The sequence below is a fragment of the Sphingomonas xinjiangensis genome (assembly GCF_014199255.1).
GTDB lineage: Bacteria > Pseudomonadota > Alphaproteobacteria > Sphingomonadales > Sphingomonadaceae > Sphingomonas > Sphingomonas xinjiangensis.
Map to the genome: position 1 here is coordinate 424,297 of NZ_JACIJF010000001.1, position 13,444 is coordinate 437,740.

A 13,444-nucleotide genomic window follows, 5' to 3' on the forward strand; every position below is an offset into this window, starting at 1 on the left:
TCGGTCAGGCGTGCCGCGTCTCGAATCGCTCGAAGTCCTGCGGCGCCATCCGGACTTCATAAACTGCCTTATCGCCTTCCACCCAATGATCGCAGACATCGCCGTGCTGATGAAGCCAAGCTGCCCCTGCGCCATCGGCCGGATTGAGTTCGATCGTATATCGGCGGTGCCCTTCGGTAAGCCGGCTCGCCACCGTCTTGATCAGCCGATCAACGCCTTCTCCGGTCACCGCAGAGATCGGCATCACGTTCGATCGCTTCGCCGCTCCCTCCAACACACGCTCGAGTTCAGCCTCCTCCAGCAAATCGAGCTTGTTCCAAGCTTCGAAGCGCGGCGTCGCTTCTGCTACGCCCAAGTCGCTCAACACCTTCTCGACGTCCGCCCGCTGCGCCTCGGTATCAGGATGGGCGATGTCCCGCACATGGATAAGCAAGTCCGCCGAAACGACTTCTTCCAGCGTCGCTTTAAAAGCCGCCACAAGCTGCGTCGGAAGCTCTGACACAAAGCCCACCGTATCGGACAAAATGGCCTTGTCGATGCCAGGCAAGGAGATCTGACGAAGGGTGGGATCCAGGGTGGCGAACAGCAGATTCTCGGCCATCACTCCGGCCCCGGTCAGCCGATTGAACAGCGTCGACTTGCCGGCATTGGTGTACCCCACCAACGCCACGACGGGCCACGGGGCACGCTGGCGCCGATCGCGGTGCAGGGTCCGCGTACGGCTTACCTGATCAAGCTCCCGCCGCAGGCGTGCCATGCGATCACGGATAAGCCGGCGGTCAGCCTCGATCTGGGTTTCCCCCGGCCCGCCTAGGAACCCGAAGCCACCCCGTTGCCGCTCAAGGTGAGTCCAGCTTCGAACAAGCCGTCCAGCCTGATAGTCGAGGTGCGCGAGTTCGACCTGTAGACGGCCTTCTGCCGTGCGTGCGCGCTCGCCGAAAATTTCGAGAATGAGACCGGTGCGATCAATAACCTTGCACCCAAGCGCAGTCTCAAGATTACGCTGCTGCACCGGTGTCAGTGCAGCATCGAACACTGCAAGCTGGAGTTCTCGATCGCGCACAGTCTCGGCCAGCGCTTCAACCTGACCCGAACCAATCAGTGTGCCTGGCTTCGGTTGTCGCAGCTTGATCGCCACTTTCTCTCGAACTTCGACGCCAATCGCTGCCGCCAGCCCGGCGGTCTCCTCGAGACGCGCCTCGGCGTCTCGGGAGCTAGCCCCCATGTCGGGATAGACGACAGCTGCTTTTGCCCCCCGCGTGTATTCGTCGGGATCGCGATCGAAACCAGTGCTCATGCGCTATCAATCGTCGTCAGAGCCGTTCGTTTCCTCGGCAAGATTTAATGGGTGCGCCGGCTGGATCGTCGACACGGCGTGCTTATAGACAAGCTGCGCCATGCCTTCGCGCTGCAACAACATGCAGAATAGATCGAACGCAGCGATCTGCCCTTGCAGCATCACGCCGTTCACCAGGAACATGGTCACGTTTTCCTGCTGCCGGCGGACGGCGTTCAGGAAAATCTCCTGCAACACGGGGTTCTTGTGCTGATATTCGCCCGCCGCTTCGAGCAGCGAGGTGAGATCCATGGGGCCGGCCGGCATGATCGTCGAAATCGCATGCTTGTAGATAAGCTGCGATTGCCCGTCGCGGCGGAGCAGTACGGAAAAATTGTCGAACCAGGTGACGATGCCCTGAAGCTTCACACCCTTCACTAGGAACATGGTCACCGGGACCTTGGAGCGACGTAGCGAATTGAGGAAAAGATCCTGGAGCGAGGTTTGCTTCTCGGCCACTGGCTGCAAGTCCTTCTATTTTTGGCGGAGTTTGTCCGCTTTGCGCCGTTTCCCGGCGTCAGAGTCCGCGCCACCTTGGCGCGTGCGCGTACCTTAGTTTCTTAGCAGCCCTTCGTCCACGCGCTAATCCTCGCGCGTTTCCGTGATGCCGAGCAGCTTGAGCTTACGATGCAGCGCCGATCGCTCCATCCCGATGAAGCTCGCCGTGCGGGAAATATTGCCGGAGAAGCGCCGTATCTGGACCCGAAGATACTCGCGCTCAAAACTTTCTCGCGCCTCCTTCAGCGGCGTGCCCATGATGGCACTTGCCCCCATGCCATTGCCGGCGTCACCGGATCCGCCGAGCACTTCAGGCGGAAGAAGGTCGAGGTCGATCCGACCGATGCGATCCCCGGGGGCGAGGATCACCGTTCGCTCGACGATGTTGCGCAACTGGCGAACATTACCCGGCCATTCATAGCTTTGCAGTGCCACCATCGCGTCCGGCGCAACCTCTGGCGTCGGCACGCGGCGCTCGTTCGCATAATGCGCAACGAAGTGCTCTACCAACACCGGGATGTCTTCGCGCCGGTCGGTGAGCGACGGGATCAATACCGGCACGACGTTGAGCCGGTAATAGAGATCTTCACGAAAGCGACCTGCCACGATCTCGCCTTGTAGGTCGCGCGAAGTGGCAGACACAACCCGCACATCCACTTTTACCGTGCGCGTACCGCCGATCCTGCTGAAGCTTTGATCGGTCAGCACCCGCAGAATCCGGGCCTGGGTGGCAAGCGGCATATCGGCAATCTCGTCCAGGAACAGCGTGCCGCCATGAGCTTGTTCCAAAAGACCGGTGCGAATCAGGTCCCCGCCCTCCTCGACGCCGAAAAGGTCTTCCTCGCCGCGTTCCGGCGTCATCCGCGCCGCACTCACGATCACGAAGGGCGCGGTGGTTCTCTGGCTCCAGCCGTGGAGCAGGCGCGCCGCGACTTCCTTGCCGACTCCTGGACCCCCGGTGATCAGGACGCGGCTGCCCGTCGACGCCACTCGCTTCAGCGTTGCCCGGACCGAGTTGATCGCGGCTGAATTGCCGGTCAGGTCGTTGTTACGCCCTACCGAAGCACGCAACGATGCCACTTCCTGACGAAGCCGCTCGGTTTCGGTGGCGCGCTCGACCAGCAGCAGCAGCCGCTCGGCTTCAAAGGGCTTTTCGATAAAATCCGACGCGCCGCGGCGGATCGCAGCCACGGCAGTGTCGATATTGCCGTGTCCGGAGATCACGAGCACCGGAATAGAGGCATCGCGGCGCTTGATCTCGTCTAGCAACTCCAGGCCGTCGAGGCGCGAACCTTGAAGCCAGACGTCGAGCAACACTAGGCTGGGCCTACGTTCGGCGATCGCTTCCAACGCCGCGTCGCTATCCGCCGCGCCGCGCGTGGCATAGCCCTCGTCCTCCAAGACACCGGCAACCAGCTCGCGAATGTCGCGTTCATCATCGACAACAAGGATATCGAGACTCATGATCTACGGCTTCCACTAGAAATAACTGCTGTCGGGCGAGCATCGCCACCGTCGTCAGGGGCAGTCGTCACACGGTCGAGCATCTCGGTATCGAAGCAGAGTGTCACCACTGTCCCGCCCCCGGTCCGATCGGTAAAAGCGATGGTGCCGAAATGTTCTTCGACGATCTTGGTCACGATCGCGAGACCCAGCCCGGTGCCCCGGCTCCGCGTCGTCATGTAGGGTTCAATTATCCGGTCGCGGTCAGCCGGAAGTCCGACTCCGTTGTCGGATACCGTTAGCAGCACCCGATGGTCCGCCTTGGGATGAAGCGTGAGCACGACCTCGCCGGTGCCCCCCTCGCCCTTTTCCAGCCGCGTATCGATCGCCTCCACTGCGTTTTTGACAATGTTCGTGAGAGCCTGCCCAATCTGGCGTCGGTCGCAAACGATGCTCGGGGCTTCACCAGGCTCATCCAGCAAGAAGCGGATCCCGGGATGCGCGACTTCGTGCAGGAACATAGCCTGGCGTGCGATGTCGAGTAATGACTCTTCGCGAAACACCGGCTTGGGCATGCGCGCGAAGGACGAGAATTCATCCACCATCCTCCGCAGATCGCCCACTTGACGCACGATCGTCTCGGTCAGCTTTGAGAATGTCGGGTCCGCAGGATCGATCTGCTTGCCATACCGCCTCTGTAGCCGCTCGGCTGCGAGCTGGATCGGCGTAAGCGGGTTCTTGATTTCATGCGCGATCCGCCGGGCCACGTCCGACCAGGCGGCCCTGCGTTGATCGTTCAGCTGTTGGGTAATGTCGTCAAAGGTCAGTACGCGCCCCTGCTCGTCAGACGTGACCTTGACGGCGAGAGTGCGTGCGTCACTGCCTTTGCTGATCTGAACAACCGCCTCCCGCTCTTCTCCATCAAGAAGCGCATCAAGTTCCGGCACGACATCGCGCAGGGAACGCCCTACCGGATCCTCTTCGCCGCGGCCCAGCAGTGATCGGGCCGAGGCGTTCATCAGCCGGATGCCTCGGTCGGCATCGATTGCGACCACACCGGCCGAGACTCCCGAGATCACAGCTTCGATCAGAACGCGTCGGCTTTCGGCCTGCGCATTCGCAGACACCAACGCTTCGGTCTGGGCTTGCAGACGCTCGGTCATTCCGTTGAAGGCGCTGCCAAGCGTGGCAATCTCATCGGCGTTCTTCGCCACGGCGACGCGGGCGCCTAGATTGCCCTCCGCGACGCGGCGAGCTGCATCCACCAATTCGTTGATCGGCCTAACCAACCTGTCCGCTGCCGTGATGGCAAAGAATACCACCAGTGCGATGATTATCAGCGAGATGACGAACAGGACGATGTTGAATCGAAGCTGGATCGCCCGAGAGCGCGATAGCAAGGCATTGTAATCGGTGAACACCGACTTCACACGGCCCAGCCGCACCGCCATCTCGTTCGCATACGGTTCGCGATAGGAATAGAGATACAGGTCCGTCTCGGGAACGCGGGTGAGCGAATAGGTGAACTTCGGGTTGGTGCCAACAACACTCAGCTTCCCCTCGCTCAGCTTTCGAACGTCCGCCGGGCTCACGTCGAGCATCAGGTTGCGGTCGGAGTTGTTGACCAACGCCTGAGTCTGAATCTCGCCCTTGCTCGACAAGGAGAACAGCAGGCTGCTCGACAAGCTGCGCTGGAATACCGTCCATGAGAAGCTGGCCTTGAACTCCGGCGTGTCGATCACATAGCCCGAATTCAAGGCGCGATTAACGTCCCGCGCCAGCGCTATGTTCTCGTTGTCGACATATTGCAGAAGCTGGGCGTAAGATTCCTCGGCAAGCCCGCGCGAATTTTCCAGCAGTCCTTGCGCGCGACCGGTGAACCAGAACTCGGCGACGAACTGGAACAGGATGGACGCGACCACCGCCAGCAGAACCGTCGGCACTGCCGCTAGAACCGAGAAGATCGCCACGAGCCGAAGGTGCAGCTGCGCACGCCCGCCCCCTGGCAGGCGTGCCGCTCGTCTTAGGGCAACCCGCCGTCCCACCAGCACGATCAGCGACCCGCAGGTAATGAGGTTCGCGACCAGAAGAGTCGCGACGAGCGGAGGCGTGAGCAGGCGCTGCGGCGTACCCTGTCGCGTGACGACCAGGTACGTCGCGACCGCGGCAATCACTGCTACTGCAAGGACGAGGAATTCGATTGTTGGCGTGACAACCAAGCGCCGCTCGCGCGGTCGGAGATCGGCAGTCTGCTTGGAGGCCACATCCATCGTGGCCAGGATACAACGCAACCGTTGCCCCGAAAACACATAATTTCGTTTAACGGTGCTTAATCACTGGTCGGAGGCGCACTCTGATCCCTGGAAGGGATGTTCAAGCTGTCCAAGCGTTTGCGCAGCGTGTTGCGATTGATCCCGATAGCACGTGCTGCCCGGAGCTGATTCCCGCCATGGCGGATCAGCATCACCTCGATCAACGGCCGCTCCACTTCTTCGATCAGCCGGTCGTACAAAGTGCCGTCGTTCATCGCCTGTGGCGCGTCGATCGCGACTTCGGCGAGCCAAGCCTTTACTGCCGCCTCCAGCGTTGCAGTGCCCGCCGGGGCATAGAGCCGCCCCGAACCTAGCACATCCTTAACCGCCTGGCCGTCGATCCGCTCGTCTCGCGTCAACGCCGACAGCCGACGCATCATGTTCTCGAGTTCGCGTACATTTCCAGGCCAATGATGTGCCTGCAGTGCACTTAGCGCATCCTGCTCTAATCGCTTGCGTGGAAGGCCATCTTTCACCGCGCGATCCAAGAAGTGGTGCGCCAGCAGAGGAATGTCGCCCCGCCGATCCCTCAACGCCGGCAGCGCAATGGGAACGACGTTCAGGCGGTAGAACAAGTCTTCGCGGAACTGCCCGGTTTGCACGAGCTGGGGCAGCTCCTTGTTGGTGGCAGCGACAATACGCACGTCGACTCGGATCGTTCGATTTCCACCAACCGTGGTGAACTCCCCGGACTGAAGGACACGCAATAGCCTCGTTTGCGCATCCATTGGCATGTCGCCGATCTCGTCCAGGAACAGGGTGCCGCCAGAAGCCTGTTCAAACTTGCCGGCTACGCGGGCCTGGGCGCCGGTGAATGCCCCGCGTTCATGGCCGAACAGCTCCGCCTCGATCAGTTCACGGGGAATGGCAGCCATGTTGAGCGCAATGAACGGCGCGCGCCGGCGTGCACCCAAGTCGTGAATCGCCTTTGCGACGAGTTCCTTGCCGGTGCCTGACTCCCCCGTGATGAGCACGGTAAGGTCGTTCGACACGACGCGCGCAATGACGCGGTACACGTCCTGCATCGGCGGCGAGCGCCCGATCAGCGCTCCCGCACCGTCCTCGTTGGCAATCAGCTCATCCGCGCCGCCCTGCCTCCGCGACAACGCGCCGCACACCGCTTGGCTCAGCACGTCTAGGTCGAACGGCTTAGGCAGATAATCAAAGGCGCCAACTTCCGTCGCCCGCACGGCGGTGGCCAGCGTATTCTGGGCGGAGAAGATGATGACTGGCAGGTCGGGGTGGCGCCCCAGCACGGACGTCACTTCTTCAAGGCCGTTCCCGTCGGGCAGCACGACGTCGGTTATCAGCACATCCGGCGTCTCGGCGTTCAAGTTCCGGCGGAGTTCGGCGATATTCTGCGCCAGCACCACGCGGTGCCCCTCACGCTTTAGAGCGGCAGCCACCACCGTCCGGATCGCGGCATCATCATCGACCACGAGTATAGTTGCCATCACATTGCCCTTGGCAGCAGCAGGCGAAGTACGGTCGCCTCCGGGCCGCGTTCACGTGAGTACTGCACGATGCCGCCCATGTCCCGCATCAGCTTGTCAACCAACGGCAGACCTAGTCCCTTACCTTCCGGCTTACTCGATACAAAGGGTTCGAACAGATGGTCCAGTATATCGTCTGGAGCGCCGGGACCGTTGTCCGTCACAGAAATCTCGATTGGCAAAGGCTGACGGGGGCGCCCTGCAGCGCTGCTGACCGACACTCCGTGGCGATAGGCTGTGGCAAGCGTGATCCGCGGCTCGGTCGTTCCTTGTAGCGCTTCCGACGCATTTTTGATGAGGTTCAGCAGTACCTGCAGCAGGGCATCGGGATCGACCAAGACCTCCGGCAGTGAAGGATCGAACTGCTCTTCGACGATGATATCACGTGCAAACCCGGCCGAAGCAACGCGACGGGCGTGGTCCAGCAGGGGATAGATGTTCGTGGGCTGAAGCGTCAGGGGACGTGTGTCGGTGAAGTCCTGCATTCGGTCGATCAGCGCAGCGATGCGATCTACCTCCCTGGTGATTAACGTGGTCAGCCCGTCATCCTCTTCACCGCTTTGCAGCAGTTGGGCAGCGCCCCGGATGCCGGACAAGGGGTTTTTAACCTCATGTCCTAGCATCGCGGCAGCACCGATCGCCGCTCGAGCACCCGCAGACCGATCGGCACCCTGGGTCATGCGGCGCGACTGTGCGGCATGATGCAGCACCAATACGCGCCATCCTGCGAATTCGTTGACGGGGGTTTCAAGAAGGTCGACTCGAACTCTCAAGCCGCGGCTCGTCTCGACCTCGACATCGAAGGCAGCGAAGCCATGACCGTTCTTGCGATCGACATAGTCTTGAGGCGGGCGCAGCACCGCCTCAAAGGCTTGGCCGACCATGGCCGACTCACTCAGATTCAGCAGCAGCTCGCATGCCGAGTTCGCGTGCGTGATCCGTCCCTCCGCATCCAAAACCAACACCGCGACCGGGATGGCCGAGAATAGATCGGCGTGGCTTGGCCTTGCTGTGAAAGGTACGACCTCGGGGCTCAAGCCGCCGCGCGCTCACGCCATGGCGCATAGAATTCGTCTAGCATCACAAGCACCTGCTTGGGATTCGCAACTTGGTTGACTTTGTTCCGGAACTCGGCCGAACCGTGGATCCCCTTGGTGTACCAGCCGATGTGCTTCCGCATCATATTCACGCCAACCTCGTCCCCATAGTGCGTGAGGGTGTCCACATAATGCTCTACGATGACGCGATATTGTTCTTCCAAGCCGGGCTCGGCGCGATTGCTCTTACCGGCAAGGGCATCCATAACCTGCCGCAGGACCCATGGCTTGCCATAGGCGCCACGGCCGATCATCACGCCATCCGCGCCGGACTGCCGGAGTGCCTCCTGCGCGTCCTCCACCGTGCAAATGTCGCCATTTGCGATAACCGGAATTGTTACGGCATCCTTGACCTTGCGGATAAAGGCCCAGTCTGCAAAACCCTTGTACATCTGGTTGCGGGTGCGACCATGAACCGTGACGAGCTGCGCACCCAGGTCCTGCGCGATCCGCGCGAGTTCGGGCGCGTTGAGGCTGTCATGGTCCCACCCCATGCGCATCTTGACGGTGACAGGGACCGTCACCGCTTTCACGCAGGCGTCGATCAGCGCCGCCGCTAGCTTCAGGTCGCGCATCAGCGCGGAGCCGGCGTCGCCGTTCGTGACCTTTCGCACTGGGCAACCCATGTTGATGTCTATGATCGCAGCGCCGCGATCCTCGTTCAGCCTGGCAGCCTCACCCATTTCATAAGGCGTGCATCCGACCAACTGCATCGACACGGGCTCTTCGATCGGATCCCACGCGGCTTTTTGGATCGACTGACGGGTTTCACGGATCGCCGCCTGGCTGGCGATCATCTCAGTCACGTTCAGACCCGAGCCATAGCGGCGCACGGCGCGGCGAAACGGCAAATCGGTCACACCAGTCATCGGCGCCAGCAGCACGGGCGCTTCGATCCGCACGGGACCAATCTGGATGGGGGCAAGTTCGCGCATCATCTGCCTGGAAACTAAGCACTGGCCGCTACGCGGACAAGCCGCGATTGGCAAGCGCGGCGTCGCGGGCTAGGCGGCGGGTATGGGGCATCCAACAACCGTCGCGCTGGTCGTGGCTGCAGGAAACGGCACGCGCACTGGGGCAGCGTTGCCCAAACAGTTCGCTTCGCTGGGAGGCAGGCCGGTTCTAGCGCATAGCTACCGCGCCTTTGCCTCCCATCCACAGATCGACCGCGTCCTGGTGGTGATCGGCCAAGGGCAGCAGGCGCTGCTTGCTGCGGCATTGGGGGATGTTGAATGCGTAGTGGGCGGCGATACGCGGCGGGAGTCGGTCCTTCGAGGGCTGGAATATCTGAAGAACGACGGAATATCGCGGGTGCTGGTGCATGATGCTGCTCGGCCTTTGCTGCCGCATGCGGTGATCGATCGGTTGCTGGCTGCACTGGATGAGGATGTTGCTGCGTTGCCGGTTTTGGGTGTGGTGGACACTATCTTGTCGACGCGGAAAACGCATGCGGGAGACGTGGTGCCGCGGGCAGGTTTGGCGCGGGTGCAGACGCCGCAAGCCTTTGATTTCCCAACTCTATTTGCCGCCCACCAAGCGTGGCCAGCCGAGCGCGAAGCCACCGACGACGCGCAGATGGTGCGCGCGGCCGGCAGCGACGTTCGCCTGGTCGAAGGAGACCCGATGCTGGAAAAGATCACGGTTGCCAATGACTTCGCCACCGCCGAGCTGCGGCTGAACGGCGCGATGCAGGTCCGCAGCGCGCAGGGGTTCGACGTCCATCGCTTCGAAACGGGGCAGGAACTGTGGCTGGGCGGCATCCTGATCCCGCACGACAAGGGGCTTTCGGGGCATAGCGACGCGGATGTCGCGCTCCACGCGATCACCGACGCGCTGCTCGGCACGATCGCCGCGGGCGATATCGGCATGCATTTCCCGCCGAGCGACCCCAAATGGCGCGGCGCAGCCTCTGCCCAGTTCCTGCGCCATGCGCTCAGCCTGCTCAACGACCAGGGCGGCGTGCTCGACTTCGTGGACGTGACGGTGATGTGCGAAGCGCCCAAGATCGGCCCGCATCGCGACGCGATCCGCGCGAGCATCGCCGAAATCCTTTCGCTCCCCATCGCGTCCGTCAGTGTCAAGGCGACGACCACCGAGCGGCTGGGCTTCACCGGCCGCGGCGAAGGCATGGCCGCGCAGGCGATCGCGACGGTGCGCGTGCCCGTCCCTGCCCCGCTGCCGTGAGCGCGATGACTCGCGTCGCGGTGCCGAAGGTGGCAGAGGCAGTCACCTGATGGATACGATTCTTCCCGCCGAACTCGTCGAGTCCGCCCGCAAGGTCCTGGAAGCCAACCGCGCGCTGGGGCGCAGGATCGCCGTCGCGGAAAGCTGCACCGGCGGACTGGTATCGGCCGCGCTGACCGAATTGCCGGGATCGTCCGACGTGTTCGACGTGGGGTTCATCACCTATTCCAACGAAGCCAAGACCGAGGCGCTGAAGGTCAGCACCGACGTCCTGGAAACCTTTGGCGCGGTGTCGATCGCCGTGGCGTGGAGCATGGCGCAGGGCGCGCTCAAGCGCTCCAACGCCGATGTCGCCGTGGCGATCACGGGTATCGCGGGACCTGAAGGCGGATCGGAGAAGAAGCCGGTCGGGACGGTCGTGTTCGCGCAGGCCGAGCGCGGCGCCGATCCGCAGCACATCGTGGCCGACGCGCGCCATTTCGAGAATAGTGGCCGGGGCGGCATCCGCTTGCAAGCGGCGCTGTGCGCGCTCGAACTGCTGATGCCGGGGGCACCGGGCAGAACGCCCGGCGAGTAGCCCAGACCCATCGCACGGCCGCCAACGGTGCGCGGCGGTGCGCCCCTATCCGCAGCTAACCGCAGCTATCCGCAGGCCCAATCGAACTTCAGATCGCGAAGATCGAGTTGGGCGTTGCCGCCGCCGAAATTATACCCGCCAAGCCCTTCTTCGAACTCGATGTAATAAGGGCTGAACGCAGGTGTGGCCTGGCAGGGTTGCATGGTGCCGCCGAGATGATTGGCGGCGTGCCCTTCGGACCAGGGCTGGGGATGCCACTCTCCGTCGGCATCGGTGAAGAAGCGCGCGGTGTAGCCGTTTTCGGCATCCTGATTGTCCCATGTGTCCTGCGGGGCGATGCCGGCATTGGGATCGTCGGTGCGCTGGATCAGGCGCAGCGGGCAGTGGATCGACCATGGATCGGGAGGCACTTGCACGAAAGGCGATCGACCGCTGAACCGTTCGAACGCCACGGCCGCGCCCTCCCCCAGCCATGCCGGTGCGGCGGCTGGATTGGGTGCGTCGACCGGCGGCGGCGGCGGGCAGGAAGGGCCGTCATATTCCGCCTGGGTGAGCAGCACCGCGGCATAGCCATAGCCGAGGATGTCCTCCATCCGGGCAGTCCGGGGGTGCACGAGTCGGGCGCGTTCCCACCAGGGCAGCAGCGCAGGGTCGCCGGGCGGCGTATTGCCGGGGGCAGCGATCAATGCTGACACCGCATCGTTCCATGGCGCCGCGCCGCCGTCATTGCTGTCAGCGGGTGTGGCGAAGAACGAGACCGCGACGATATCCGGCCCGTGGACGCGATAGTCCTGCGGCAACAGCAGCGTAAAGCCATGGACCAGCGGATAGCCGGTGACGGGATCGAGCGGCCATTGCTCGGCTGCGATGCCGGGTGGAAGCCCGAAGGCCCATCCATCCTCGCCGCGATCCGGATTGCCGGAGCGCCACGGCCCTACATCGATGTCATATGCGTGCATCCGTCCCTCCGATGCAGAGAGCTTCGAAGAGTGGGCAGCGCGTGTCACTCCGTCAAGAAGACCGGCCGGATGAACGGTGATGGCGAAGCACCGAGCCGGTGCGCGGGACGTTCAGGCCGCGCTTTGCGCGCCCGCATCGCCGTAAAGCCGTGCGGCGCGTTCCTCGAACGCGTTGATCATCTTGCGCAAGGCACGGTCGAAGACCTGGCCGGCCAGCATTTCGAACACGCGGTTCTTGAAGGCGAAGTCGACGCAGAAGTCCACCTGGCAACCGCCCTGCCCGTCCGAGCGGAAGGTCCAGTCGTTGTTCAGATATTTCAGCGGCCCTTCGAGATAGTCGACGCGGATATGCTCGGGGCGCTGCTTCTCGACCTTGGACGTGAAGCTTTCGCGCAGACCCTTGAACCCGACGATCAGGTCGGCAACCATTTGCGTGTCGCTGTTCGAGCGCACGCGCACCGCCGACACCCAGGGCAGGAACTCGCCATAGCGGCCGACATCGGCGACCAGATCGAACATCTGCTCGGGCGTGTAGGGCAGCGAGCGCGTTTCGGAATGCTTAGGCACGTGCGAGCTTGGCCTCACGCGCGGCGCGCATCTTCGCGAAATCGTCGCCGGCATGGTAGCTCGAACGTGTCAGCGGCGAGGATGCGACCAGCAGAAAGCCCTTGGCACGGGCGATCGCGCCATAGGAATTGAACGCCTGGGGCGTGACGAAGTCGATCACCTTGGCATGCTTGGGCGTGGGCTGGAGATACTGGCCCATGGTCAGGAAATCGATGTCGGCGCTGCGCATGTCGTCCATGACCTGGTGAACTTCCAGGCGTTCTTCGCCGAGGCCGAGCATGATGCCGGACTTAGTGAAGATCGACGGATCGAGCTTCTTCACCGTCTCCAGCAGCCGGATCGAGGCGTAATAGCGCGCCCCCGGACGGATGGTCGGATAGAGGCGCGGCACGGTTTCGAGATTGTGGTTGTAGACGTCCGGGCGCGCCGCGACGATCATCTCGACCGCCTGCTCATGCTTGTTGCGGAAGTCGGGCGTCAAGATCTCGATCGTGGTGACCGGGTTCGACTTGCGGATCGCTTCGATCACCTTGACGAACTGCTTGGCGCCGCCATCGGGCAGATCGTCGCGGTCGACCGAAGTGATGACGATATGTTCCAGGCCCATCTGTGCCGCGGCATCGGCGACATTGTTGGGCTCCATCGGATCGACGGCGCGCGGCATGCCGGTCTTCACGTTGCAGAAGGCACAGGCGCGGGTGCACGTGTCGCCAAGGATCATGACGGTGGCGTGCTTCTTGGACCAGCACTCACCGATATTGGGGCATGCCGCCTCTTCGCACACCGTCGTCAGGCTTTTCGAGCGCATCAGCGCTCGGGTCTGGGCGAAGCCGGCGGAGGTCGGCGCCTTGACGCGAATCCAATCGGGCTTGCGGACACGCTCGGGACGGGGAAGCGGCGACATCTCGTTCATGGGAGGGCAAATAGCGATCCGCCCGCCCGGGCACAACCAAGCGCTGTGCATCCGTGGTTGCAGCG

Annotated in this window: 12 protein-coding genes; 2 read left to right on the forward strand and 10 right to left on the reverse strand. The window is 62.7% G+C overall.

What is annotated here, in order from left to right:
• Nucleotides 1-4 precede the first annotated feature (4 nt).
• The 7 genes from hflX to dusB all read right to left on the reverse strand — a co-directional run bounded on the left by hflX (nt 5) and on the right by dusB (nt 9,114).
• On the reverse strand, nt 5-1,297 hold the full coding sequence (gene hflX / locus FHT02_RS02150; RefSeq protein WP_184083737.1) for a GTPase HflX: 1,293 nt from the start codon (nt 1,295-1,297) through the stop codon (nt 5-7).
• A 6-nt stretch (nt 1,298-1,303) separates the two neighbouring features.
• The gene (gene hfq, locus FHT02_RS02155) at nt 1,304-1,795 is read right to left on the reverse strand and encodes an RNA chaperone Hfq (protein WP_184083739.1); all 492 of its coding nucleotides are present in this window, start codon (nt 1,793-1,795) and stop codon (nt 1,304-1,306) included.
• A 123-nt stretch (nt 1,796-1,918) separates the two neighbouring features.
• A complete protein-coding gene (gene ntrX, locus FHT02_RS02160) occupies nt 1,919-3,298 on the reverse strand; it encodes a nitrogen assimilation response regulator NtrX (RefSeq protein WP_184083741.1) in 1,380 nt (459 codons plus the stop codon).
• The gene (locus FHT02_RS02165; protein ID WP_184083743.1) at nt 3,295-5,547 is read right to left on the reverse strand and encodes a sensor histidine kinase NtrY-like; all 2,253 of its coding nucleotides are present in this window, start codon (nt 5,545-5,547) and stop codon (nt 3,295-3,297) included. Before FHT02_RS02165 ends, ntrX begins: the two co-directional genes overlap by 4 nt.
• A gap of 59 nt (nt 5,548-5,606) precedes the next feature.
• Nucleotides 5,607-7,043 carry a nitrogen regulation protein NR(I) gene (gene ntrC / locus FHT02_RS02170; RefSeq protein ID WP_184083745.1) on the reverse strand — a complete coding sequence of 479 codons (1,437 nt, stop codon included), beginning with the start codon at nt 7,041-7,043 and terminating at the stop codon, nt 5,607-5,609.
• Nucleotides 7,043-8,119, reverse strand: a complete 1,077-nt coding sequence (locus FHT02_RS02175) for a two-component system sensor histidine kinase NtrB (RefSeq protein ID WP_184083747.1) — start codon at nt 8,117-8,119, stop codon at nt 7,043-7,045. Before FHT02_RS02175 ends, ntrC begins: the two co-directional genes overlap by 1 nt.
• Complete coding sequence (gene dusB, locus FHT02_RS02180; RefSeq protein ID WP_184084241.1) at nt 8,116-9,114, reverse strand: tRNA dihydrouridine synthase DusB; 999 nt, start codon at nt 9,112-9,114, stop codon at nt 8,116-8,118. Before dusB ends, FHT02_RS02175 begins: the two co-directional genes overlap by 4 nt.
• 82 nt (nt 9,115-9,196) lie before the next feature.
• Between dusB and FHT02_RS02185 the strand changes: the two genes are divergently transcribed.
• Entirely contained in the window at nt 9,197-10,363 is a 1,167-nt protein-coding gene (locus tag FHT02_RS02185) for a bifunctional 2-C-methyl-D-erythritol 4-phosphate cytidylyltransferase/2-C-methyl-D-erythritol 2,4-cyclodiphosphate synthase (RefSeq protein WP_184083749.1), read from the forward strand.
• 49 nt (nt 10,364-10,412) lie between these two features.
• Entirely contained in the window at nt 10,413-10,940 is a 528-nt protein-coding gene (locus FHT02_RS02190) for a CinA family protein (RefSeq protein ID WP_184083751.1), read from the forward strand.
• A 65-nt stretch (nt 10,941-11,005) separates the two neighbouring features.
• On the opposite strand, the gene FHT02_RS02195 is transcribed toward FHT02_RS02190, so the two are convergent.
• From FHT02_RS02195 to lipA, 3 genes are all read right to left on the reverse strand, one after another.
• A complete protein-coding gene (locus FHT02_RS02195; RefSeq protein WP_184083753.1) occupies nt 11,006-11,899 on the reverse strand; it encodes a hypothetical protein in 894 nt (297 codons plus the stop codon).
• A 111-nt stretch (nt 11,900-12,010) separates the two neighbouring features.
• Nucleotides 12,011-12,466: an SRPBCC family protein gene (locus FHT02_RS02200; RefSeq protein ID WP_184083755.1), complete on the reverse strand. Its 456-nt coding sequence runs from the start codon at nt 12,464-12,466 to the stop codon at nt 12,011-12,013.
• Nucleotides 12,459-13,379 (reverse strand): lipoyl synthase, encoded by a 921-nt coding sequence (gene lipA / locus FHT02_RS02205; protein ID WP_184083757.1) that lies wholly within the window; start codon nt 13,377-13,379, stop codon nt 12,459-12,461. The genes FHT02_RS02200 and lipA overlap by 8 nt, the downstream gene beginning before the upstream one ends.
• Between the last annotated feature and the right edge of the window lie 65 nt (nt 13,380-13,444).

Bases quoted from the DNA above. Each gene is read 5' to 3' on its own strand.
- hflX (WP_184083737.1), bottom strand. From the start codon at position 1,297: ATGAGCACTGGTTTCGATCGCGATCCCGACGAATACACGCGGGGGGCA.
- ntrX (WP_184083741.1), bottom strand. From the start codon at position 3,298: ATGAGTCTCGATATCCTTGTTGTCGATGATGAACGCGACATTCGCGAG.
- FHT02_RS02165 (WP_184083743.1), bottom strand. From the start codon at position 5,547: ATGGATGTGGCCTCCAAGCAGACTGCCGATCTCCGACCGCGCGAGCGG.
- ntrC (WP_184083745.1), bottom strand. From the start codon at position 7,043: ATGGCAACTATACTCGTGGTCGATGATGATGCCGCGATCCGGACGGTG.
- dusB (WP_184084241.1), bottom strand. From the start codon at position 9,114: ATGCGCGAACTTGCCCCCATCCAGATTGGTCCCGTGCGGATCGAAGCG.
- FHT02_RS02185 (WP_184083749.1), top strand. From the start codon at position 9,197: ATGGGGCATCCAACAACCGTCGCGCTGGTCGTGGCTGCAGGAAACGGC.
- FHT02_RS02190 (WP_184083751.1), top strand. From the start codon at position 10,413: ATGGATACGATTCTTCCCGCCGAACTCGTCGAGTCCGCCCGCAAGGTC.
- FHT02_RS02195 (WP_184083753.1), bottom strand. From the start codon at position 11,899: ATGCACGCATATGACATCGATGTAGGGCCGTGGCGCTCCGGCAATCCG.
- lipA (WP_184083757.1), bottom strand. From the start codon at position 13,379: ATGAACGAGATGTCGCCGCTTCCCCGTCCCGAGCGTGTCCGCAAGCCC.